This is a genomic window from Nitrospirota bacterium (genome assembly GCA_030645475.1).
Classification (GTDB): Bacteria; Nitrospirota; Nitrospiria; order Nitrospirales; family Nitrospiraceae; genus Palsa-1315.
Genome location: JAUSMA010000009.1, coordinates 1 through 23542 on the forward strand (window position 1 = coordinate 1; position 23542 = coordinate 23542).

Genomic DNA, 23542 nt, shown 5'->3' on the forward strand with positions numbered 1-23542 from the left:
GCGGTCGCCTCCTAAAAGGTAACGGAGGCGCCCAAAGGTCTCCTCAGGCTGGTCGGAAATCAGCCATTGAGTGTAAAGGCATAAGGAGGCTTAACTGTGAGGCACACGGGCCGAGCAGATACGAAAGTAGGGCTTAGTGATCCGGTGGCGCTGTATGGAAGGGCCATCGCTCAACGGATAAAAGGTACGCCGGGGATAACAGGCTTATCGCGTCCAAGAGTTCACATCGACGACGCGGTTTGGCACCTCGATGTCGACTCATCGCATCCTGGGGCTGAAGTAGGTCCCAAGGGTTCGGCTGTTCGCCGATTAAAGCGGTACGAGAGTTGGGTTCAGAACGTCGTGAGACAGTTCGGTCCCTATCTGTTGTGGGCGGAGGAGAGTTGAGAGGGGCTTTCACTAGTACGAGAGGACTGTGAAGGACGGACCTCTGGTTTGCCGGTTGTCGCGCCAGCGGCAGTGCCGGGTAGCTATGTCCGGTAGCGATAATCGCTGAAAGCATCTAAGCGAGAAGCGTGCCTCAAGATAAGCTCTCCCGGGGTGTATGCCCCCTAAAGACCACTTGTAGACTACGAGTTTGATAGGCTGGGTGTGGAAGGCCAGTGATGGCTGTAGCTTACCAGTACTAATCGGTCGTGCGGTTTAACATCATCATCTTTGCTCCTGATAGACGTGGTCTTCACACGATGCAACACTTGCGTCGTGAGTGCTGAGACCAAAGTTTTGAGTGCTGAGTCAATTTAAACTCAACCCACTCAAAACTTAGTACCCAGCACTCAAGACATGTTCAATTTATAGACGTTCCCGGTGGCATTACCGGAGGGGCCACACCCGTTCCCATCCCGAACACGGAAGTTAAGCCCTCCAAGGCCGATGATACTGCTGCTGTGAGGCAGTGGGAAAGTAGGACGCTGCCGGGTTACAAAAAAGCCCGCTGATCGAAAGGTCAGCGGGCTTTTTATTGCCATGATCATGTGTACACCCATCTCGCTATCTCTTATTAAAATGATGTCACGCGATGATTAGTGACCTGCCGATTGAATCTGTGGTATCAGTTCCCCAATGATTCCTTCGATTCCTCCAGGCTGGCGATCGTTGCTCGATACTGAGACGCGTAGGCCATACTTTCGCAAACTCGATGCATTTCTAGACAGCGAAGTTGCAAGTGGACAGTCGGTTCTCCCTCCCAGCAAGGACATCTTCAACGCATTAGCCGCAACATCTTACGATCAGGTCCGTGTACTCCTAATCGGCCAGGATCCCTATCCAACGCCTGGGTATGCCCATGGTCTTTGTTTCTCCGTGCTTTCAACTGTTCGCCCCTTGCCGTTTTCATTGCGCAATGTTTATCGAGAACTCCATGACGATCTGGGATGCCGGATTCCCAATAACGGGCATCTAGAGCCATGGGCCAGGCAAGGCGTCCTTATGCTCAATACAGTCCTTACAGTTAGGGCACATGAGGCCAATTCTCATCAGGGACGTGGGTGGGAGCAATTTACCGACCGTATGATCGAGCTGGTTGCCGCGAAGCCAACGCGAGTGGTTTTCGTGCTCTGGGGACGCAAGGCTCAGAATAAGTTGCCATTGATTGCGCAATCGCACCATGCCGTGGTTGCTTGCGCACATCCTTCGCCATTATCAGTCAAGAAATTCTACGGATGTCGCTGTTTCTCGCAGGTCAACCGCAATCTTGCCGATGCCGGGGTAGCTCCGATTGATTGGCAGATTCCAGATGTCTAGCGCCGGTTTCTGGAAAATCCCGCCAGCATCGTTCTCGGCTCATCGAAATCCTCAACGTACCCCTGAGGGTATGCCTCCGATTTCGATTTGCCTGCGGCCTTGCTGGACGAATTTTTTGAGCAGCCTGCAAGAGTTATCCTCCCTGTGCTTTTCCCTAAATCATCTGTCCTGGTCGGCCATGACGGAATAATTATTGCTCCATAATATCCAGTTGTTACAGGCAGTTCCTGTCGCTAGTGCATTGACTCTCCCCCCTGAGGCCTGTAAGGTGAGGGACGACGTATTGAGCCACGCCGACTGTCCCATCTCTCGCACTGCACTCCCTCCCACGTTTCCGTGCGTCTGATTCTCCGGTCTCCGCCGCTTCTACGCCAGAGTGCCCATTGGTTGCCGCATCTGTTGTGGCGCACGACCGCTGTCCCTGACAGGTATAGCGTTGTGGCTATGACGGGCCAAACCTTTGTGACACATCGGGTGAATCAATGTGTACTGTTCTCATTCCACCACGCAAGAGAGGAACGTCAGATGAATCAAGAACAATTTTCAGCATTTTGGATGCAACTCAAGGCGCCACTCAAAGCGAAGTGGGTGAAGATTACAGACTCAGACCTGTTGGAAATTGCGGGGAATCTGGTCACCTTCTCGGCCGTCTTGTTGAAGCGATATGGCGCAACTGAGAACGGGGATGTGAATACATGGGCTAACCGTCGCTATTCGCATTGGTCCGGGAACTATACGAGCAAGTATGCAGACCCAGTAAAGGTACCCTGACGAATCACGCAGCCTGATTGCGCGGTTAGAAGAGCCGGTCCCAGGCCCATCAAATATTGCGACAACCTGAGCCCCGACAAGGGAGAGGAAAGGATCGGTTTATGAAGAAAATTGTGATCAACAAGAGCTACGACAAGTTTTCGGTGAGTCACCAAGCATTTCTGCGATTACGTGAGCTGGGCCAGCTGGATGCGCTTAAGGAAACGGACCTCGGAGCCTACTGGCCCGAGGCTGCGACGCCGAGAGAGCCGAGCCTCAATCAGTGTGGAATACTGATTCCGCGTGATGACCTGAAGTTGGCACAAGTTGTGGAGGAACTCGGTATGGCCGCCAATGGCCATGGTGCCGAGTTGCGCGTCGTCACGATTCCTGACGATGTTCGTTGGGAAATTAGTGCCGTGGGCGGGATCGAGCATGTCAGCGAACTGCATCGGACCTGGGCCTAACAGTCTGACATTGAGCGCCTGCCCGCATGATTGTAACTATCAGCGCGGGTAGGCCGCCTCGTGCGGGAATGTATATGTCTGCTGAAGTAGTCGTTTTTCTGTGATTTAATGAGCGTAGGATGAGTGCGGTCGTTGGGGGAGAAGGAGCCGCAGTTCGAGCCGTTTAAAGACGGCAGCCCCCCAAGGAAGCTTTCCCAGCCAGCTCTCGTCTGCGTTTTTCTCACGGTCCAACTACAAAGACTAGCCATCAGGATTACTCAGGAAAGACGATCTTGTGTGACGTCCTGAGGCCCTTCCAGCATGAGCTTGGCTCGCTGAAATGCGTTGGTTCTCGCTTCCCATTCGGTGTTGTAGCCCTTCGATGAATCCTGGCATGCCACGCCGCCGTCGAGATGGCTGGATCCTGGAATCGAAAACTTGCATAGCCATTTGCCATTCTTGATCTGATTGGTGACCAAGATCACTTTCTGGCCTTTGGCGTAGCAGGTTTCTGTCATGATCGATTCTACATCCAGGTTTCTGCGGGCAGGCATTTCACGGTGCTCATACTGCGTGTGCCATCCTCACCGCACTCGCTCTAAGTCTGTTAGGCCGGTTTAATGAAGCGATCTGCTGCCAGCACACTATGGAGCGATTGTGTGACGGCGCGGCGATACGGTGCCTTCTGCCGCAACATAATGACGAGATCCTCATCGTCGATCAGGATAGACAAATCGTCTTCTGTTACAAGCTGGCGATCCGGTGCCCCAATATTCATGCGATATTGCGTTTTTCCATCCGGGTTCCGGTTGGGGCCGGTGACAATCTCGGTAAGCCCATCGATAAATCCAATGTGTCCTTCATGACGGTGTTTAACCTTTGTGCCATCGGGAATGCGGACCCAGGCCTTGGCTGTTCGTGGCTGCGCAGGTTTTACGGTATTCATAGTCATGGTCTCTCCCTGTAATCCGATATGGAGTGTAGAATAACTGCCGATCTTTTCATCGTGCATCCCACGGTTATGGAAATGTCATCGATGCGCTTTGTCCCGGCGAGCGATCTCGAATTAAGCACGAAGTGAGTCAGCACGGCGTTGATGGAGAGACGGCGGCGATAATTCACGCAACCGCTCATGGGCGTCATCAACAGGGAAGGAATGCCAATATTCTTCGTTCAACAGAGACAACATTACTGTACCATAGGCAGCACTGCCATAGCGAATAATGGAGGGAATACCCCCGGCCTCGCATGGGACATGTGCGGCCATGAGTGCCGGTACTTTGTGTTCATTCTTGTTCACCGAAACAGGGGTGGTTTATCTGTACGCACATTCTCCCCATCCGTTGTTGATCGGCCGGGATGATATGATGGCGTCCGTTGATTGAAGGTTTGGCTCATCCATCCTGTTACGAAGGGATATTGGCTATGACATTGACTCGTTACACGATTGGAATTGCATTGGGTATCGTGCTGTCTGCCGGGTTCGGCTATGCGGCGGATCCGGCCGAGGTGGAATCATTTGTGAAAGCCAGGATTGAGATCGGCGAGATGATGACGAGCTATTTTCAAGGCGGGGAGCGGTTCAAGGAAGGACAGCGGCCGTCGCCAGAGCAGATGAAGGAAATGGGCGCGGATATCAATGCAAAGCTCAGCACGCTCTTGGCGAAGCATCACCTGTCGATTGAAGAGTATCGGAAGCGCAGCCCGGATGTTTTTGCGGATGAGGCGTCCGTCAAGGCCTATCTCAACGGGCATCCAGACTTAAAGGCTCGGTATGATGCGCTCCCGCTGGATCGGATGGGACGCGGCGGCAGTGGGCGTGGGTACTAGTGAGACGCAGTAGGGGCGGTAGAATGTTTTTGCCACACGGGCGTCCGCTTTCTGTTTGAGAAACATGCTGCAGGGTCTGTATCTGTGACCTCTCACGGTCGACGTTACCCTGCTCTATCTTTGACCGATGAGGGGTGAGTTCCCTGCTGCTACATCGGAACATCGCATGATCGTCAACGATACCGACTCGGCTGATATCCCCACTCCCACGGGGCCTATGCGTACATACCTCTTTCGGCCAGCGGCTGAGGGGCGGTATCCTGGCCTGGTGTTGTATTCGGAGATCTTCCAAGTGACGGGGCCAATCCGGCGAACAGCCGCGATGTTGGCGAGTCATGGATTTGTGGTGGCGGTTCCCGAGATCTACCACGAACTGGAGCCGGCAGGCACTGTGCTGGCCTACGACGAGGCGGGCGCCGAGCGCGGGAATCTGCACAAGACTACCAAGATATTGTCGAGCTACGATGGCGATACGCGTGCAGTGCTGGACTATCTGAAATCCTCCTCGCATTGTACGGGCAAGCTAGGGGTTATGGGCCTGTGCATTGGAGGGCATTTAGCGTTTCGTGCGGCCATGCAGTCTGACGTGTTAGCCACCACCTGTTTCTACGCAACGGATATCCACAAGCGCAGTTTGGGCAAGGGCATGCACGACAACAGCCTGGACCGGATCGGCGAGATCAGGGGTGAGTTGCTGATGATTTGGGGGAGGCAGGACCCTCACATTCCCCGGGAGGGTCGTGCGCTGATTTACAACGCGTTGAGCGAGGCCGTGGCGCATTTCCAGTGGCATGAGTTCAATGCCGCGCATGCCTTTCTTCGCGACGAAGGTCCTCGCTACGATCCAGCTGCGGCCAGGATTTGTTACGACATGGCCCTGGAGCTGTTCACTCGCAAGCTGGGAGAAGGCGATCGGCAGGCGTCTAGAGCTTCGACCGAGATCAAGCTGTAACGAGGTTAGCGTTGGGCTCCTTCGAGGGATGGGTCTCTCGTCTCGTGCTCGCCTGCGTGTCTGTATCTGCTCCTGCTCACCGTACCAGCCAGCCGTCAGAAATTATTTCTCCTCGAGCTTCCACCGTCGAAGTCAGGCTTCTTCCTGTGGTAGTCTCGTGGCAGATGGGGCTACCTTACGAGGGGAATTCGTTGTGAAGCAGGGATATCGCTTGATTATTGTTGATAAAGACGGTGTATTGGTTTCCGAGTTCCAACTAACGGAGCGCGCGCTGGCTCAGCCGGAGGCCTTTGTTGAAGGGATTAAAGCCACCATCGATGGTATCGAAGAAGAGGAGTCGTAAGGGGACGGCGCTGCGTACGTGATTCATGTGCACGGCGCTCAGGAATGTCCTTTTCATCGAGAGCCACGGGAGTGTTTCGTATCATGGCGACGATTCTGATCATCGATGATGAAGCGTCCATCCGTATTCTGCTCCGTTCCGCGCTGGAAGCGGCAGGGTATGAGGTCACGGAAGCTGTCAACGGCCGCCAGGGTCTTGAGTTGTATCGCCGGAAACCGGCGGACTTGGTCATTACAGACATCCTCATGCCAGAGTTGAACGGGCTGGATATGCTTCTGGAGCTGACGCGTGAATTCCTCAACGCCAAGGTGGTCGCCATCTCAGGCGCGGGAGGGGAAAAGAACGTGTTAGATGTCGCAAAGCTTCTCGGTGCACGACAGACGTTTCGGAAGCCGTTTAGCATGCCTCAGCTGCTCGGCGCCGTGCGATACGAATTAGATCATTAGCATAGTTGAAACCGTCTCGCTTCTCTTGCGTCAGGGGGCATGATCTGTGGCGCTGGTGGAACGTCCTGACATCCTGTTAATAGCGCTTGACCAGGCTCTCTATGGCGTCTAGCATAGGGCCGTGCTGCGTTGAGCCTCGCTGACTGTTCTATCCCTCGCGCCCGCTGTGTCCTTCCCGCGCGTCTGATCCCCCAGTCTCCGCCGCGCCTAGTTCAACGTATGTGTGCTGTGGCTATCGTGTGTGTGCATCCGGACCGACGCGGATCGGTTTATTGGGGACATATGATGCCATGGACGAGCCGCAGGCCTCTCGTTGCAGGTCACGAATAATATGAAGGAGAGACGTTATGACACCGGAAGAACAGATTGTGAAAATGAAGAAGGCGATCACACAGGCCGTGAAGGTGATGGGCGACCGGTTTGGATCGACTGAAGAAGATGTTGCGAGGGCGATTGATGAGCTGAAGGCATCTATGCAGACGACACCGGCTGCAGTCGTTCCGCCACTTCAGAGTGCGGCTGCCGTATCCGCCGGCGTGTAGTGTGCGCATCTTCAGATTGTGCAGCATAATCGAAGCGCCTCCTGTGGATGCGTCGCCGAGCAATCAGCCTGCCGGTCATGGGAGGATACTCTTCCTGTAGTCGCGCTGGATCATATGTTATCGCCGTAGATGCCCTGCTTGACTGCAGCGCCTATTCACCAAGAAAGAGTACCGCCATCATGTCGGACGATGCCAAAGATAAAAAGGTTCATGCCGCAGCCAAGTCGGCCGGCACTCCCATGCGGAAAGTTGTCGATGGTGATCTTACCTGTACCGAATCCCAGATTGAGGACATTCTCTCTGAAGGCGAGTCCAGTAAACCGCTGAGCAAGAGCGATAAGGGCCTTCATGTGAAACGCCAGCCCAAATCCTCGTAGGTCTCAGGGGTGAGGTGTGGCGCCTATTCGCCTGTCCCTGCCAAATCCGCGGTGACGTCTCTTCTTTTACGGCCCTCCCAGAATAATCCTGCGAAGTATTTTTGTTGAAAAGCGTGGCGGCACTGGGCGATCACGGTTGATACTTCGTGAAACGGCTGGTAGTTCAGGTCGGGGCATCTGGGGCCATTACGAGTGAGGAAGCGTTCCATGAGCGAACGTACGACTGATGCGAGATCCCGGTGGCCTCTTCCATCCCAGGACTATTGGTCCACTCCCTTTGCCGAGTCCTTATTGCAGCATGTAGATCTTCGCCCGGGTCTGTCCATTCTCGACATTGCTTCCGGGCATGGGATCCCTGCGTTCTATTTGGCAGAGCAGGTGGGGCCCACCGGGCAAGTCTTGGCTGTCGATCTTAGTGGACGCCAGGTGGAGAGCGCGCGAGTCATCCAGGGAGCACAGCTTCCATGGCTACGGTTCGAGTGCCAGGATATGCGTGCACTCGAACCGCACATACCCTGTTTCGATCGCATTACGGGCAATCTGTCCGTCATGTTTTTCCGTCCCAATCGTTTCGAGGTCATCCAGGGATTACTGGAGCACCTCAAGCCTGGAGGTCAGCTAGTGCTGACATTTCCTTCGCTAGGCACGTTTGATTCACTTTGGCGCAGGATCGACCAAGAGATGGCTGTTGGTGGGCTCTTGACCGAGCGCCGTCGGCTTGAGGTCTACCTTGCTGAGCGGCCGTCGGACGAAGACGTTCGGAGTTGGCTGGAGCGGCTTCATCTCACGCGCATTTCGGTGGTTGAGTATCCGTTGGAGGTGGCAACTGGAGCGGGTCAGGCGTTTCTTCAACATCCACTGCTTCGGGGTGGGTTTCTTGATGATGCGTACGAATGTTTTGACGATCACAGATTGGCGAACGAAGTCATGACAAAGGTGTCTGAAGATGTGGAAAGCTTCACGCCACTCATTGCGCAGCGATGTGTGTTGTCGGGGTGGAAGTCCTAGCAGGGGAGATCAGTGGACGGGCGCATGCCACGATGAGCTGAAGAGAGGTATGAGGAGTTGAGACCGGCCGGATGGCTAAAATGCGAAGGGGCGCTTCGGTTGAAGCGCCCCTTCTTCAGCTTTTGCTGGTAAGCGCTTCGTTAGAAGCGGCTGCGACCGCCGCGATCGCCACCGCCGCCACCGCCGCCAAAACGACCACCACCGCCACCGCTACCGCCGCCGGTGCGTGGTTCTTGTGGCTTGGCTTCATTGACAGTCAGGGGACGTCCGTCCATCTGTGAGCCGTTCAATGCCGCAATCGCGGCCTTGGCTTCTTCCTGTGTGGCCATCTCGACGAAGCCGAAGCCTCGTGATTGCCCGGTGAACTTGTCCGTGATCACGCGCGCAGACTCGACGGTGCCATGCGCGGCAAAGAGGGTGGTGAGCTGTGATTCAGTTGCCGCATACGGCAACCCGCCGACATAAAGTTTTGAACCCATGGGGGTTCCTCCTTCTGAAATTGATATTGTCTGCGACTCGAGAACGAATACACGAGGGGAAGGAACGGGCCGAAGACGCGAACAATGGAGCGGCTTGGGTCGAACTTCCGATCAGATTCTCGGCAACAACAATATCGGTGATGGGCCGTTCTATTTGCTGTTTCATGCGAGGCCCGCCGCATGAAACAGGAACACCTTAACAGAGACGCACATGAAAAGCTATAGCCGCTATTTCTTCAGCGCGGTGGGGACCTGTGCAGTGGGGAGTGGAGCGAGAGGGCCGGGTCGAGCGATTCAGTCGGCGGTCCTATACATCTGCGTTTCCGGTTGGGCCGGGACCAGGCCAAATGAGGTAGGGAGGCTTTTTCATCGTCTCAGCCGAACGCGGGTAGAGGCGCTGGGCATGGTTGTAGGCGTCTTCTTGCGCCACGAGGCAGGTGGCTGCGGCGAGATGGTTGGAGACGACGCGGAAGGCTCCTCGATCATCGGCTTCGATGGTCGCCATGTAGAGGGCACAGGAGAAATTGCCCTCTTTTGAACAGGCGGTGCTGATCAAGAGGTGCGACCCATCGGGAAAGGTCATGATCGGGTCTAAGTTGGTACGGCCCATGGTGATTCCTTCTCCAAGACGTGTGCGAGGTTAGGCTGGTTGGTTTGCGTAGGGAGTCACGTAAAGCCTGAGGAGGTGTCCCTCCCATTCGGTGCCTTCAAGGGCCACCACGGCGCTCAATGCCTGTTCACCGGATCCCATTTCGACGAATCCGTATCCGGCAGACTTTCCTGTATGTTTGAATCGGACCACATAGGCTCTGGCGACCAGTCCATAGGAGGCGAACAAGCCTCGTAGCTCGCAGTCCGAGACCTTGTCCGGGAGTCCTCCCACGTATAGGACTCGTTTCCCCATCGAGATTCCCTTCGTGACGTATTAATTCGTTCGAGTGAGCGAGTCTTCGACGTACGAGCCTGTCCGCAGCGATGTCGCAAGTCCTAGTGAGTAGAGCCCGAGGATGAGCCATTTCGAGGGATCAAAGTGGTACCAGCGATGGCCGTTTCGGTAGTCGGTCGGATACATATGATGGTAGTTATGGTACCCCTCGCCAAACGTCACGAGAGACACGAGCCAGCTGTCTCGACTGGAATCAGAGGTGCCGTGTGGCTGACGTCCCCACAGATGACAGACGGAGTTGATGCAAAACGTGGAGTTCAGCACCGCAAAAGTTCGTCCCACACCGGCGAGGAGAAAGCAGCCGATGCCACCCATGATGCCGTTGTGGAGGAAACCGATGAGAAATGTGCCGGCCAAACCCGTAAGGACCAGAAGCGGGTAATGTTGGTGTTGCCAGATCGCAACGGGATCGTTCGCGACGCGCGTCGCATATTTTGGATCGGCATACTGATCAGGGGTAAAGAGCCATCCGCAGTGGCTATGCCAGAATCCCAGTTGCGCGTTGTACGGATCTTTGACCTCGTCGCAATGTGCGTGATGTCGCAGATGATCGGACGCCCATTTGATGGCGGAGTTTTGCAACGCCCAAGCACCCGCGATTAAGAGTGCGCCCTTGACCCAGTTCGGACAGTCGAAGCTTCGGTGGGCCATCAGTCGATGGTAGCCGACAGTGATACCCAGTCCACTGGTGACATAGAGGAATCCAAAGAGCGACCAGTCCAGCCAGCTGTAGTGATAGACGTATCCATAGAGCGGAACTCCGATCATGGCGCCTATGGCAATGGCGCAAAACAATATGATCGTCCAGACCTTGTTGTAGCGTCGGCTGATCGCAATCGGAAGTCCTGTCGATGTCATGGCAATCGTGGGTGATCGTGGAGTCGCGCGTTGAGGGGCTGTCTGGCTCATAGGGCCTCTTCGTTCCGGGGGGTGCGTACTGCGGCCTCAGCCCGACATTATACGCGGCATTATTATTCATTCAAGGACCGTCCGGTCCTGTACTCGTCTGTCGATCGTACGGCTCGAACAGAGATGAGTGCGGCACGGACTGGTTCTGTTGTTCGATCTCTTTGATGAGATCTGTATGCAGAGTAGGGCGGAAACTAGAGCATCGATCGCGCAGGATCTAGAGGGAGGGAGTCAGGGCGCGAGGGATAGAGTAGTGACCGAGCTTGAACCTCTTTCAGCATAACACAGTTCATTGAGGATAGCGACCGAGCTGTTCTATTGTGCCATGATCCATAACTCTCGGTATTGGAAGTCCTGGTTAAATTCACGAGAGATCTTGTCGAGCCCTTTGATTTATCGAGAGAGTTGACGCTGGAACGGGCTTGCTGTACGATAATCGTACAGCGTAATCGCAGTGTCCGGCGGTACGACTGTATACACCATAACGGACTTCGCGATCGCATCGCGACCAGGTCCTGTCGGAGTTGATCCCTTTCTGGTTTCTCTCCCCTCGGCTCTCTGATCCCGTCTTAATGCGATCACACTGAAAGGATAGTGCAGTGAATACCTCTGTTCACACGAGTTTTCACACCCTTGGTTTGTCCGAGCCGCTTCTGCGGGATTTGACGGCAGCGGGGTTGTTGGTTCCTACTCCCATTCAAGCCCAGGCCATTCCCCCAGCTCTTGAGGGCCGGGACGTGATTGGGTGCGCGCAAACCGGTACGGGGAAGACGGCGGCATTTGTGGTGCCTATGATCGAGCGCCTCGCAGTTCTGCCAAAAGGTCATCCCCAGGCGTTAATTCTTGCGCCAACCCGTGAATTGGCCTTGCAGATTTTCGATTCGATCGAGAAGCTGGGGCGGAGCCACAATATCTCCGCAACGGTCATTGTCGGAGGGAGCGATATGCAGGCGCAGATCAGGGGTTTGCGTCAACGGCCCGACATCCTGGTTGCCACGCCTGGGCGTTTGCTGGACCATATGTGGAACGGGACGGTCAATATGCTCCCCATTAAAATTCTAGTGCTGGACGAAGCCGACCGTATGCTCGATATGGGCTTTGCACCACAGATCAATCAGATTCTTGACGCCTTGCCGCTGGAGCGACAGACGTTGCTCTTTTCCGCTACCCTTCCAACGGATGTGACCCGTTTAGTTCAGGCGAGCCTGAAGGATGCGGTTCGTGTGATGGTGACGCCTCACTCGACGACGGCGGAAGGTGTCACGCAGGCGGTGCACTATACGACGTTCCATGAAAAGACGAATCTATTGGTGTCGTTGCTGGGGGTTGAACGGGGAACGGTTCTCGTGTTCGCTCGGACCAAGAGCCGAGTCGATCGACTCGGTCAGACGTTAGAGCAGGCCGGTCACCGTGTTGCGGTCATCCACGGAGATCGAACGTTGCCGCAGCGCCTCCGCGCACTTGACGGATTTAAGCGCGGGCAAGTGAGGATTCTCGTCGCGACGGACGTTGCCGCCCGCGGAATCGACGTGGCGAATATCGGCCATGTGGTGAATTACGACTTGCCGAACTCTCCGGAGGACTATATCCATCGTATTGGGCGGACAGCCAGGATGAAGATGACTGGGCGAGCCACCAGTTTCGTGACGGCTGAGGATCATGATCAGCTGCGAGCGATCGAGACTCTGTTGGGGCACGCTGTGCCGTTGGCAGAGGGAAGTCCTGGCCCCGGTGATCGTTCCCCTTCGAGGGGAGGGGCTGATCGCTCCAGGGGCGAGCGTCAGCGGTGGGGCCGTCCAGGCGAGGATCGACGTCAACAGCAGTCAGGTCCTGTCGTGCCTGAGGGGGTCTAGGCTTCTCGATCAAGCGGGGTGGCATGACTCAGGCTCATGTCAGTACTGGAAGTATGGAACTGATGCCGACGATTGAAAATGATTTTCCGGCCTTGGTAGATGCAGAGGGCCTGGTGCTTCTCGGAGGCTGAGGGCTGATATCGCCGCGTGGTTGCCCTCCACGCGGCTGGGCAGGCTTTCCGTCGAACGATTTGTGAGGGCGGCGTCGGGTTGGGCGTAATGTGATGCGCGGGGCCTGCCCTCACATCATTCTTAGTACAGCGGTTCTTGTGGGCCCCACTGAAGCCCTGCCAAATCAGGATCTTCTCCTCCCTCAGTGCTCGATGGGCGATCTGGCTTCTCGGTCTTACGCTGTTCCCGCTTCGCGTCTTTATCGCGCCGCTGAACCTGTTTCGCTTTCTCGCGGTCTCGTTTTGCGATGGTCGTTTTTCCTGCTCGTCCGATGATGCCCTCCTTTGCGTGACGACTCGTCGTGATTCGTCAATCGCCTGCCGTTATGGTCTGGTCCCGCCTACGAAGGCGACGGTTCCGTTGCTCCTCGGCGTCTCTTGCTGGTTGAGTCAGGAGCATGATTGGTAGTTTTTGCTTCTCGCTCAGCCGTACGCGAGCGAGTGCCCTGGCCGAATCCGCGGCTAGCCATATTCGACACCTGCTGGCGAATATCCTCCATGGAGGTGGTCAGGCTTGGATCCAGAGGACTTGGAAGGCCGAGTACCTCCCATCTGATCTTTGGTTTTCTTGTCGCCCTTGCGCGGTTCTTTCTCGTTTTGTCGGCTCGCCACCCAGTGGATAGCTTCATAGATGCTCCTTTATAGAACCTGGCATCTCCGGTTTGGACCGATGCTCGATGGAGATGAGGGGATCGGATAGAAATGCTTCAATCACTTCGCCCATTGGTCTGCTCAGTATTCGCGCAGACCTTCAATGGAACGTAAGAGCAGCTCGCCCTAACTGATCAAGCGCGCTGGGATGATCGAGTGAGATGGAGCCGCGCGAGGGGAAAAGCTGGCTCGTACGGAAAATCAGAATACCATGGGGTATGGCCAGAGTCAAACCTGGTATTTGCGGAAGGTCTGGTTATGGTGGAGCTCTTCGTCTCGTGTTATGGGCCAACGAGTGGAATTCATGAAATGTTTTTCTGAGTAGAGCGCTCTGGAGTACAGTAGCGACAGGGTAGGGAGGCTCCATGGAACAACTCTCATATCGATCCTCTGGCTCGAATAAGTTTCGCCGGCATTCGCGAGTGCGCATCTCTGCTCCGTTCGCCTGCGCGCTGTCTCGACGTCAGGTTCGGCGTTGGTTACTTCGGCCGTCTATCGACTTGGGAGTGGTCTACGATCTTTCGATATGCGGGGCGCGAGTCAGCACAGAGGCTGCGATTAAGCCTGGAGATCAAATCACATTGAGCCTGCGTCTTCCCAAGCAAATTAAGCCTGCCGAGATTGCCGTGGCCACGGTGCAGTGGACAAAGGACCAATTTTTCGGCTTGGCTTTTACGGAGTTGTCTCCAACGGCACAGAGCCGTCTGGAAAAGTATGTGGCGGTCATGTCACCGAGCGCCGCATAATTTTCCTATGTCCAGGATGCGTGGAAGGTTGTGGATGAGAGGTTGGAATGGGCACTGAGTCAAGACGATACCCGCGTCTTCGCATTCCGGCACCCTTCGCCTGTTCGTTTGCACGCATTGGCTTACAGCGATGGGCAGCGGCTGAGCGTGCAGGATTGGGTGTTGTGCTTGATGTGTCGTTGAACGGTGCAAAAGTGATGAGCCCCGCCGCTATGAATCAGGGAGATCAGCTCGCGGTCAGTCTGCGATTGCCGGATCAGACGACGACGATGAATGTCGATGCGACCGTGAGATGGGGTAATCGTCATACATTTGGATTGGAATTTATTGCGCTCTCTCAACGCGCTGAAACTCGCCTGCGGAAATTTCTCTCCCGTGTTCCCTCGCATTGACATAAGATCATTTGGTGCGATTATCTTCTCTGGGGCTTCTTTTACTCAAGGGGAGGCTGATGCCGCTGACTATGCATGCATTGCCGACTCAGCATGATCGAATGCCGATCATGCATCCGCAGATATTTCAGATAGACAGGATGCAGTAGAGGGAGGCTCTGAGAGGGCTGAGGTTGCTAGGGGAGGAAGCGGGCTTTGTGACGGTGGCGCGTCACCTGTGACTACTTGATCGCCACGGCCTTCACTTCTTTGAACGTGGTGTGGCCCTGAAGCGTCTTCTGAACTCCGTCCTGCATGAGGGTCGTCATCCCGTCCTCAATGGCAGCCTTTACCATCTCTTCAGTCTTGGCTTTCGACTGAATCATGCGTTTGATGCGGTCCGATCCTAGGAGCAACTCGTGCAGTGCCACGCGTCCCTTAAAACCAGTGCGATTGCAGGTCTCACATCCCTTTCCGCGTGCTAGGCGGAACGTGTTGTCCTGCGGGATGCCCAGCTTGTCCCAATTCTCAGGCCCGTACCCCTGGCGAATTTCCTCATATTCAACTGCGGTTCCGACGTATTGTTCCTTGCAGTCCTTGCAGATCCGTCGAGTGAGGCGCTGGGCAAGGACTCCTAACATGGCATCGGCAAAACTAAAGGAGTCGCAGCCCATGTCCAGAAGTCTGGTGACCGTCTCCACCGCGCTGTTGGTGTGGAGTGTGCTCATGACGAGGTGTCCGGTCAATGAGGCTTCAATGCCGATTTCAGCCGTTTCTTTATCTCGCATTTCTCCGACCATAATCACATCTGGATCGGCTCGTAGAAATGCGCGCATAGCTTTGGCAAAGGTGAAATCGATCTTGGGTTGAACCTGCACTTGCCGAAGTCCGTACTGCGTGATTTCGACAGGGTCTTCTGCCGTCCAGATCTTGATGTCCGGTGTATTGATGAAACCGAGAACGGAATGGAGGGTTGTGGTTTTTCCAGAACCGGTTGGTCCGACGCAGAGAATGATGCCATAGGGTTTAGCCGCGATCTCTTTGATTGCCGCCAGATTTCGGTCTGAAAACCCCATCTTGTCAAGAGGCAAGGGCTCGCTGGCCGCGAGCAGACGCATGACGACGTCTTCATTATATCCAGCAGTCGGAATCGTTGCGACGCGCAACTCGATTTCCTTGTTTTCCGATAGTTTAAATTTGATCTTGCCGTCCTGGGGCTTGCGCCGTTCCGCAATGTCGAGGCTGGCCATGATTTTCAGACGCGACACGATGGCACGGCGATAACTCTGGGGGATTTTCATATATTCGAAACAATCACCGTCGACCCGGAAACGGACAAGAGTTTCACGTTTTTCGCCATAGGGTTCGACGTGAATATCTGAGGCGCCTTGGCGATAGGCATCGGCAATGATTTGATTCGCTAGTCGGACGATGGCGTTGTCATTTTCGTCGAGTCCGCCCCCGGCGTCTTCCGCTGCGGCTTCTTGGGCTTCGTTGACGAGTTCTCCGAGAATATCGGAGACGTTTTCATCCAACTTTCTGGTGCTGCCGCTATCTCCCTGTCCCTGTCCTGTGGCGGAGCTGAGGAATTGTGCAATATCACGGCGGAGGCTGATGGCAAAACGAATGTTGAGGCCTGGGAACGTGCGCTTGATATCCGCCACACGGTCGAGATCGCCAGGGTCGTCCGTTAAAATCTCGATGGCGGTCCTGTCCCGCTTGAGGGGCATCCAATGGTTTTTTCTGAGGTAGTCGACGTTGAGATTTTTCAGGAGCTCGATATCGACGATCGTTCGATCGCTGTACTCGATGTAGGGGCATTTGTGAAACTGCGCGAGCGATTTGCCGATCTCGATCTTCGGCACCTTGTATTTTTCGATCAAGATGCTCTCGAAGTCCGATACGCCTTTCTTGGATTCGGCGATGGCATTGTCTAAGTCGTTTTGAGAGATGCGGCTATTCGTCACCAAAAGATCGAACTTGGTCGGGTTCTTTTTTGAGACCTTGCGGAGGTTGAAAAAGGCGATGCCGAGGGCCTTTGCGATTTCCGCGACAGACTCTTCATCTTTTCTGGTAAAGCGGGCGCCGCTTTTCTTGTTGAGCAATTGGAGCACGCCCATTAAATACTTGTTCTCTGCCACGATTGGATAGGTCAAGACCTGCTTGGTTTTGAATCCTGTTCGCTTGTCGTAGGAGTTGTCGTGCAGGAGTGAAGGGTGAACGCCCTGCAGCTCCGCGATGTTATAGGCGTCGGCGATATTTACAGGGCGGAGATACTTCGCGCAGAACCCGGGCAGGCTTTGTTCCGTGATGGGGATGCGGATTTCCTCGACGCTATCGATGTGGGGGACTTTTGAGAAAATTTCTTTCTTGTCCGAATCAAACGCATAGATGGTGAGATCTTCGGCGTCGAAGAGACTGAGAATGTCTTTGTGCAGATCGAGCAGAATATGGTCGAGATCGCTGGCGGCATTGATTTGGTCAGCGATGCGTTTGATGTTTTCGGTAAAGGCGACTTTTTGCTGAAGCTCCTGGAGATTTTGCGGGACAGGATTGGCTTGCATTAGGAATATTCCTGCATGTCACACAAGGTGGTCATCGCCGGATTGAAGTGCATATGCGGGCCTGGCGTTCACGAGCACAATTGCTCTGAAGTGGAGGTTGAATGTCAGTCTAGCTGATCGCGAGTGGAAGGCAAGAAAAAGGCGGTTTCAGTCTGGCGAGCTTCCGAGCTCCACAAGATGAGTGCCGCTACGGGGGACGACGAGGTGCTAACTTGTTTGTGTGCGAGTCAGATGAGCGGCAACTTGAGCGGGAGGCATCTTGAGTTTAACTCCGTCCTTCCGAGTCTTGACCTCCACGACTCCTTCGGCGAGGCCCTTGTCGCCAATGACGACTTGGAACGGGGCTCCCATGAGGTCTGCATCGTTGAACTTCACCCCCGCTCGTTCATCCCGGTCATCCCATAGGACCTCTAGTCCCGCCGCCTGCAGTTCGTCGTAGAGCTGCGCGGTGACGTGAGCCGTTTGGTCAGATTTGGTGAGCGGGAGGAGATGCACATGGAATGGAGCAATGGGGAAGGGCCAAATAATGCCTTTGTCGTCATGGTTCTGTTCGATCGCCGATGCGGCAGTTCGTCCGACTCCGATGCCATAACATCCCATGACGGCGAGGCATTCCTTGCCTTGCGCATCCAGGAAGGAGGCTTTCATGAGTTCACTGTATTTGGTGCCGAGCATAAAGACGTGCCCGACTTCAATCCCACGCGTCGCTTTCAACGTCCCGTCTTTTCTCGGTGACGGGTCTCCTGCACAGGCACTGCGGAGATCGGCAAACTGCTCGACGTGAAAGTCACGCTCCCAATTCGCATCGACATAGTGCGTATCAAGTTGATTGCCGCCGATGACCACGTTGCGCAAGGCTTTGACCGCATGGTCGGCGATAATCCGAACATCTTTCAATCCGACGGGTCCGGCAAATCCGACCGGCGCGCCTGTGACTTGCTCGACAACGGCGGGAGTCGCGAGCTCAAGATCCGTCACGTGAAGAAGCCGTTGAATCTTAATCTCATTGGCCTCATGGTCGCCTCGGATCAACAGGGCCACAGTCTCTTTCCCCGTCGAATAGAGAAGTGTTTTGACGAGGTGAGCAGGGGAGACGTTCAAGAATTTCGTGACTTCTTCGACTGTCCGGCAACGGGGCGTCTGGACGGCACGCAGGGGACGGGGTGCGTCGGTGTCCATATCCGTAGGAGGAAGCACTTCGGCTTGTTCGACGTTGGCGGCGTAGGTGCCGGTATCGCTATAGACGATGGTGTTCTCGCCCGTATCGGCGAGCACCATGAACTCGTGAGATGAGCTGCCGCCAATCAACCCGGTGTCGGCTTCTACGGCGCGAAAGGTGAGGCCGCAGCGTGTGAAGATACGCTGATAGGCGTCGTACATCTTCTGATAGCTGACCTTGGCGCTCGCTTCGTCCTGGTCGAAGCTGTAGGCGTCCTTCATGATGAACTCGCGTCCCCGCATGAGTCCGAAGCGGGGGCGGATTTCGTCTCGAAACTTTGTTTGGATCTGATAGAAATTCAGTGGCATCTGCCGATAGGAGCGGACTTCTCTCCTGAACAAATCGGTGATCACTTCCTCATGGGTCGGTCCCAAACAGAATTCGCGTTCATGGCGATCTTTAAAGCGGATCAACTCCTTGCCGTAGAAGTTCCATCGGCCTGTTTCCTGCCAGAGCTCTGCGGGAGAGGCGATGGGCATGAGGAGTTCTTGTGCCCCAGCCCGGTTCATTTCCTCACGAATGATCTGCTCGACCTTTCTGATGACTCTGAGTCCGAGCGGAAGATAGGTGTAGATGCCGGCTGCCACTTTGCGGATCAGCCCCGCTCTGAGCATGAGCTTATGGCTGACGGTTTCCGCTTCAACCGGTTCTTCGCGCAATGTCGGGATTAAGACTTGAGAGGTACGCATAATTCTGTGAGAAGGGTCAATAAATAAGGGATTACGGCTGTAGGTTATTCAGTTCAAAGTGACGGTGATCGAGGAGTTGTTGTGACGAAATGAACACATTCAACGTCGGGACTTTCCGCCTCAGGTTTTACCGTAAAAAGATTCGCTCAAGGTCATTCCAGAACGCAAAAATCATGACGCCCACTAATAACACGAGGCCTGCCTGTTGTGCTACTTCTCTTTGGCGTTCACCGAGGGGCTTCCTGAGGATGGCCTCAATCAGGAAAAATAACAGATGGCCGCCGTCGAGAATGGGAATAGGGAGCAAGTTAAGGACGCCCAGATTGATGCTGAGAATGGCGATGAGAAAGACCACACTCGAGGCCCCTTGCGCAGCGGCTTCTCCGGAAATATTCGCGATCGTCAGCGGTCCTCCGATATTTTTACTGGAGATGTCCCCCACGATCATCTTGTAGAGACCGATGGCCGTCAGCTCGGTCCAGCCCCACGTGGCTCCCAAGCCGTCATAGAGTGACAACAGCGGGGTGCTGGAGCGCATGATCGAACGGCCGGGTCCTGAAATGCCGATCTTGCCAACCTCGACCGATTGGCCATTGACCATGGTCTTCTCGGCAGAGGGCGTCACGGTCAGTGGAATCCGCTGTCCTTCCCGCAGAACCTCGATCTTGAGTGGGTGGCTGGGGTTTTCTTTCACTATACCGGTCATCTGTGACCAGGTATGGATCGTGTGGCCCTCGATGTTGGCGACATGGTCACCTGCCTGTAGCCCGGCTTTGGCTGCTGGAGAGCCTTGCATGACGGAAGTCACAAGGGGAGGTGTTTCTTCGACGCCTAAGTAATAGGCGGGCTCTTGTGTCGAGGCCTGTGGTCCAGGGGCAGTGGTGGGCGTCACCGACAGTGTTTTGACCTGGCCGTCTCGTTTAATCTCAAGCGTCAGCGCCTGGCCCTTACTTTTCGCCACAGCGTCGAATAGTTCCGTCCTGGTCGAGATCTCCTGTCCGTTGACTCGGCTGATATGGTCGCCGATCTGGATGCCGGCCGTGTCGGCTGGAGAGCCGGGGACCATCGCTTCGACATCGGGATTCAAGTCTTGGAACGTGGGAACGAATAGTGGCGCCCCGGTGGCGAGCCATCCCGCAAAAATAAAATAGGCCAGAATAAAGTTAAATCCAGGCCCTGCGGCGACGATCAGGACTTTCCCCCAGAGGCCTTGGTGCGCAAAGGACCTGGTCCGATCCTCTGGCGTGGTGGCCTCGGTTTCATCTTCGCCGAACAGCTTGACGTAGCCACCCAGTGGGATGGCTGAGAGAAGATATTCGGTTTCGCCCATTTGGCGGCCGAAAATCTTCGGTCCGAATCCCAGAGAGAATTTGAGGACCTTGACGCCGACCCAGCGAGCGGCCAGGAAATGCCCGAGTTCATGGAACGCGACGAGCACGCCGAGGACGACCAGGAACCACCAGGCCTTCTGCAAAAGCAACCAGAGGGTATCGGGGGACCAGGTGAATGCCATGAACACGGTGTATGCTCCTTCGTGTGAAACTAGCGTGCCAATGCGACGACCAATGACTCTGCCTTCTCTCGGGCCCAGCGATCTGCCTCTAGGGCCTCTTCCAGCGTATCCACTTCTTTGGGGCTATGGGCGCTCATCGTGCTGCGAATAATGTCTACAATATCGGTAAACCGAACGCCCCCATTCAGGAACGCCTCAACCGCCACTTCGTTGGCGGCATTCATCGTGGCCGGCATCGTTCCGCCGATCCGCAGCGATTCAAATCCAAGGTCTAAACAGGGAAACCGGTCGTGATCCGGTTTGCAGAACGTCAACTTTCCGATCTCCGTCAGATCCAGTGACGGGAGGTCCAGCGGCAGGCGCCCTGGGTATCGCATCGCATAGGATATAGGCGTTCGCATATCCGGTAATCCCAACTGCGCAATCATCGAACGATCTTCATACTCTACCAGAGAATGGATGATGCTTTCCCGATGGATCATCACTTCGATTTGCGACTCCGGGATGTCGAAGAGCCAGCGGGCTTCCACGACTTCAAGTCCCTTATTCATGAGGGTGGCAGAATCGATGGTGATTTTGGCGCCCATTTTCCAATTGGGATGCTGGAGCGCCCGTTCGGGGGTCACATCGCGCAGCTCGTCCTTCGTCAGAGTCCAGAGGGCCCCTCCGGACGCCGTTAAGATGAGGCGGCGGACATCTTCTTTGCGATGGCCTTCTAACGACTGAAAGATGGCGCTATGCTCGCTGTCGACCGGGAAAATGCGGACACCGTGCCGCCGCGCCTCGTCCTGCATCAGTTTTCCCGCCATGACCATCGGCTCTTTATTGGCCAAGGCAATTTGTTTTCCGCTCCGGATCGCGGCCAGGGTGGGGACAAGACCGGCGCCACCGACGATGGCTGAGATGACGAGCTCAGCTTCTGGCGCAGAGGCGACCTGAATCAAACCTTCTTGACCGTCAAGGATTTCAACGGGCAATCCTGCGCAGCGCTGCCGGAGCCTGGCGGCTGCGGCGGCATTCGAGAGGGCCACGACGCGGGGCTTGTAACGGCGGATCTGCTCTTCGAGTTTTTCATCATTGCTTCCCGCAGTCAGTCCTGCCACACGGAACTCTTCCGGGAACCGGTCCACGATATCTAAGGTGCTGGTGCCGATCGACCCAGTCGATCCGAGAATGACGATTGTTTTCATAGCTGATCCCTCACTCGATGACTCGTAGGCGGCTTACCATCGTTATATAGTAGTAGAAGGCAGGGGCGGTGAACAAGAGACTATCCAGCCGGTCGAGCATGCCGCCATGTCCTGGCAGAATTCCTCCGGAGTCTTTGATGCCGACGCTTCGTTTCATGGCCGATTCGGTCAGGTCACCCCACAGACCTGTGATGGTCAGCAGGGTGGCCAAGACGAGACAGTCGAGGCCAGACAACTCAGGGAGAAACCACCAACGAACCGCATACGCGGCGAGTATCGCACCAATCAACCCGCCGACCAAGCCTTCGTAGGTTTTTTTTGGACTGATTGTGGGCGCCAAGCGATGTTGTCCGTAGAGGGTGCCGACATAGTAGGCTCCGGTGTCGGACGCCCAGGTAACCAAGAGAAGAAAAAAGATGAGCCATTCGCCGAGAGGCAGCAGTCTCGTCATCGAGAGCGGGCCAAGCGTGAGGCCCAGGTAGAGTACGCCGAACAAGGTCATGGCGCCGTTCTTCAGGCTCTGTTCGAGGGGCGCGCGACTGAATAGCGGAACGGAAATAATGCCGATCAATGTCGCGAGAAGGCTCGGTACGATGATGCCTGGCTGGTGTGCGCCGAGAATCACCGCGGCGAATCCTGTCAGGCCGATTCCTATCAGCCAGGAGTGACTGTGGTCGCTGAAACATAATCGATAGAATTCGAAGAGCGCGAGCGCACCGGCCAGTACCACGACGCCTGAAAATGCGAGGGGTGGGAGGTACCGAATGACGGCATACAAAAGTGGCGCGAGGACCAGGACGGTATAGATCCGGCGGGGGTCAAACCGAGGCGCTGCAGAGGGTGTTGGGCTTGCCGGCTGTTGGCCGGCGGTGTTGGCTTGCTGCATGTGGACGTTTACATCGGCCACTATGAAGAAATGGTGCTGAGCACGCGACCGAATCGCCGCTCGCGGCGCTGGTATTCCAGCAAGGCCAGCAAGAGTTCGCGGCGACGGAAGTCGGGCCAGAGAGTTGGCGTGAAGTAGAGCTCGGTGTAGGCCAGCTGCCAGAGGAGGAAATTGCTGATTCGCGTTTCGCCGCTCGTGCGAATTAACAGGTCAGGATCGGGCAGGTCGTGGGTGTAGAGGTGTTGTTGGATTCGTGACTCATCGACCTCGTTCGGTTGCAGTTTCCCGTCTTGTGCCTCACGCAGAAGCTCCCGCACCGCATCGACAATCTCGGTCCGGCCACCATAACTGAGGGCGACGGTCAGATGCAGTTTGTCGAGATGGGCAGTTTCTTGTTCGGCGGCCCGGACCCATTGGAGGGCGGAGGCCGGGAGGGCGTCGAGTCGGCCGATGGTCCGGAACCGGACACCCTGTTCAATGAGCTTCGTTCGCTCCGTCGACAAGTAGTATTCGAGCAAGCCCATGAGCGAGGAGATTTCCTGCGCAGGACGATTCCAGTTTTCCTGTGAAAACGCGTAGATGGTCAGGGCGTGGATGCCAAGCTCCAGGCAGACGGTGATCATTTCCCGAACGGACTGAATCCCTTCCCGATGACCGGCGATGCGAGGAAGGGTGCGGAGTTCTGCCCAGCGGCCGTTGCCATCCATGATAATGGCCACGTGTTTGGGTAAGAGGTCTGACTCGAGTTTTGTGGCCAGCTCTTCGTTGGATAACTGGTCCATAGCCGATGATTCGTTCGTGCTCATGCGATGTAGCTCGTCACGATCCTTAATCTTGGGTGAAAACTTATGGCAGGCGAGCAAAGTCTACTGGCGAGGGGGAGTAAAGTCAAACGAATTTTCGTAAAAGTCCTGTAAAA

At 55.4% G+C, this 23542-nt stretch carries 25 protein-coding genes and 2 rRNA genes; 15 read left to right on the forward strand and 12 right to left on the reverse strand.

Annotated elements, in window-relative coordinates:
• The 5 genes from Q7U76_01035 to Q7U76_01055 form a co-directional block, all read left to right on the forward strand.
• Positions 1-650, forward strand: a 23S ribosomal RNA gene (locus Q7U76_01035); the annotation flags it as partial.
• Between the two features lie 153 nt (positions 651-803).
• A 5S ribosomal RNA gene (rrf, locus tag Q7U76_01040) occupies positions 804-920 on the forward strand.
• 142 nt (positions 921-1062) lie between these two features.
• Positions 1063-1743 carry a uracil-DNA glycosylase gene (locus tag Q7U76_01045; GenBank protein ID MDO8354961.1) on the forward strand — a complete coding sequence of 227 codons (681 nt, stop codon included), beginning with the start codon at positions 1063-1065 and terminating at the stop codon, positions 1741-1743.
• Between the two features lie 525 nt (positions 1744-2268).
• Positions 2269-2514: a hypothetical protein gene (locus tag Q7U76_01050; GenBank protein MDO8354962.1), complete on the forward strand. Its 246-nt coding sequence runs from the start codon at positions 2269-2271 to the stop codon at positions 2512-2514.
• A 101-nt stretch (positions 2515-2615) separates the two neighbouring features.
• Entirely contained in the window at positions 2616-2960 is a 345-nt protein-coding gene (locus tag Q7U76_01055) for a hypothetical protein (protein ID MDO8354963.1), read from the forward strand.
• Between the two features lie 257 nt (positions 2961-3217).
• Here Q7U76_01055 and Q7U76_01060 read toward each other — a convergent pair whose 3' ends face one another.
• Positions 3218-3457 (reverse strand): hypothetical protein, encoded by a 240-nt coding sequence (locus Q7U76_01060; GenBank protein ID MDO8354964.1) that lies wholly within the window; start codon positions 3455-3457, stop codon positions 3218-3220.
• A gap of 89 nt (positions 3458-3546) precedes the next feature.
• Positions 3547-3885, reverse strand: a complete 339-nt coding sequence (locus Q7U76_01065; protein MDO8354965.1) for a hypothetical protein — start codon at positions 3883-3885, stop codon at positions 3547-3549.
• 479 nt (positions 3886-4364) lie between these two features.
• Here Q7U76_01065 and Q7U76_01070 point away from each other — a divergent pair, with 479 nt between their 5' ends.
• The 7 genes from Q7U76_01070 (at position 4365) to Q7U76_01100 (ending at position 8437) form a co-directional block, all read left to right on the forward strand.
• The gene (locus Q7U76_01070) at positions 4365-4769 is read left to right on the forward strand and encodes a hypothetical protein (protein ID MDO8354966.1); all 405 of its coding nucleotides are present in this window, start codon (positions 4365-4367) and stop codon (positions 4767-4769) included.
• Between the two features lie 166 nt (positions 4770-4935).
• Positions 4936-5721 carry a dienelactone hydrolase family protein gene (locus tag Q7U76_01075; protein MDO8354967.1) on the forward strand — a complete coding sequence of 262 codons (786 nt, stop codon included), beginning with the start codon at positions 4936-4938 and terminating at the stop codon, positions 5719-5721.
• 193 nt (positions 5722-5914) lie between these two features.
• Positions 5915-6064, forward strand: a complete 150-nt coding sequence (locus Q7U76_01080) for a hypothetical protein (GenBank protein MDO8354968.1) — start codon at positions 5915-5917, stop codon at positions 6062-6064.
• A gap of 83 nt (positions 6065-6147) precedes the next feature.
• Positions 6148-6510: a response regulator gene (locus Q7U76_01085; GenBank protein MDO8354969.1), complete on the forward strand. Its 363-nt coding sequence runs from the start codon at positions 6148-6150 to the stop codon at positions 6508-6510.
• A 347-nt stretch (positions 6511-6857) separates the two neighbouring features.
• On the forward strand, positions 6858-7052 hold the full coding sequence (locus Q7U76_01090; protein MDO8354970.1) for a hypothetical protein: 195 nt from the start codon (positions 6858-6860) through the stop codon (positions 7050-7052).
• A 179-nt stretch (positions 7053-7231) separates the two neighbouring features.
• Positions 7232-7429: a hypothetical protein gene (locus Q7U76_01095; protein ID MDO8354971.1), complete on the forward strand. Its 198-nt coding sequence runs from the start codon at positions 7232-7234 to the stop codon at positions 7427-7429.
• Between the two features lie 207 nt (positions 7430-7636).
• Complete coding sequence (locus Q7U76_01100) at positions 7637-8437, forward strand: class I SAM-dependent methyltransferase (GenBank protein MDO8354972.1); 801 nt, start codon at positions 7637-7639, stop codon at positions 8435-8437.
• A 140-nt stretch (positions 8438-8577) separates the two neighbouring features.
• Here the strand turns inward: Q7U76_01100 and Q7U76_01105 are convergent, their stop codons facing one another.
• From Q7U76_01105 to Q7U76_01120, 4 genes are all read right to left on the reverse strand, one after another.
• Entirely contained in the window at positions 8578-8916 is a 339-nt protein-coding gene (locus Q7U76_01105; protein MDO8354973.1) for an RNA-binding protein, read from the reverse strand.
• A gap of 307 nt (positions 8917-9223) precedes the next feature.
• Positions 9224-9526 carry a hypothetical protein gene (locus Q7U76_01110; GenBank protein ID MDO8354974.1) on the reverse strand — a complete coding sequence of 101 codons (303 nt, stop codon included), beginning with the start codon at positions 9524-9526 and terminating at the stop codon, positions 9224-9226.
• 30 nt (positions 9527-9556) lie between these two features.
• Positions 9557-9820 carry an RNA-binding protein gene (locus Q7U76_01115; GenBank protein ID MDO8354975.1) on the reverse strand — a complete coding sequence of 88 codons (264 nt, stop codon included), beginning with the start codon at positions 9818-9820 and terminating at the stop codon, positions 9557-9559.
• Between the two features lie 21 nt (positions 9821-9841).
• Complete coding sequence (locus Q7U76_01120; GenBank protein ID MDO8354976.1) at positions 9842-10771, reverse strand: fatty acid desaturase; 930 nt, start codon at positions 10769-10771, stop codon at positions 9842-9844.
• A 599-nt stretch (positions 10772-11370) separates the two neighbouring features.
• On the opposite strand from Q7U76_01120, the gene Q7U76_01125 reads away from it, so the two are divergent.
• From Q7U76_01125 to Q7U76_01135, 3 genes are all read left to right on the forward strand, one after another.
• A complete protein-coding gene (locus Q7U76_01125) occupies positions 11371-12624 on the forward strand; it encodes a DEAD/DEAH box helicase (protein MDO8354977.1) in 1254 nt (417 codons plus the stop codon).
• Positions 12625-13810: 1186 nt separating this feature from the next.
• Entirely contained in the window at positions 13811-14191 is a 381-nt protein-coding gene (locus tag Q7U76_01130) for a PilZ domain-containing protein (protein ID MDO8354978.1), read from the forward strand.
• Between the two features lie 47 nt (positions 14192-14238).
• Complete coding sequence (locus Q7U76_01135; protein MDO8354979.1) at positions 14239-14583, forward strand: PilZ domain-containing protein; 345 nt, start codon at positions 14239-14241, stop codon at positions 14581-14583.
• A gap of 221 nt (positions 14584-14804) precedes the next feature.
• On the opposite strand, the gene Q7U76_01140 is transcribed toward Q7U76_01135, so the two are convergent.
• From Q7U76_01140 to Q7U76_01165, 6 genes are all read right to left on the reverse strand, one after another.
• On the reverse strand, positions 14805-17126 hold the full coding sequence (locus Q7U76_01140) for a GspE/PulE family protein (GenBank protein MDO8354980.1): 2322 nt from the start codon (positions 17124-17126) through the stop codon (positions 14805-14807).
• Positions 17127-17333: 207 nt separating this feature from the next.
• Positions 17334-19034, reverse strand: a complete 1701-nt coding sequence (locus tag Q7U76_01145) for a proline--tRNA ligase (protein ID MDO8354981.1) — start codon at positions 19032-19034, stop codon at positions 17334-17336.
• Between the two features lie 127 nt (positions 19035-19161).
• On the reverse strand, positions 19162-20547 hold the full coding sequence (rseP, locus tag Q7U76_01150; protein MDO8354982.1) for an RIP metalloprotease RseP: 1386 nt from the start codon (positions 20545-20547) through the stop codon (positions 19162-19164).
• 29 nt (positions 20548-20576) lie between these two features.
• Positions 20577-21737 (reverse strand): 1-deoxy-D-xylulose-5-phosphate reductoisomerase, encoded by a 1161-nt coding sequence (locus Q7U76_01155; protein ID MDO8354983.1) that lies wholly within the window; start codon positions 21735-21737, stop codon positions 20577-20579.
• 10 nt (positions 21738-21747) lie between these two features.
• Positions 21748-22644: a phosphatidate cytidylyltransferase gene (locus tag Q7U76_01160; protein MDO8354984.1), complete on the reverse strand. Its 897-nt coding sequence runs from the start codon at positions 22642-22644 to the stop codon at positions 21748-21750.
• On the reverse strand, positions 22644-23429 hold the full coding sequence (locus Q7U76_01165; protein ID MDO8354985.1) for an isoprenyl transferase: 786 nt from the start codon (positions 23427-23429) through the stop codon (positions 22644-22646). Before Q7U76_01165 ends, Q7U76_01160 begins: the two co-directional genes overlap by 1 nt.
• Between the last annotated feature and the right edge of the window lie 113 nt (positions 23430-23542).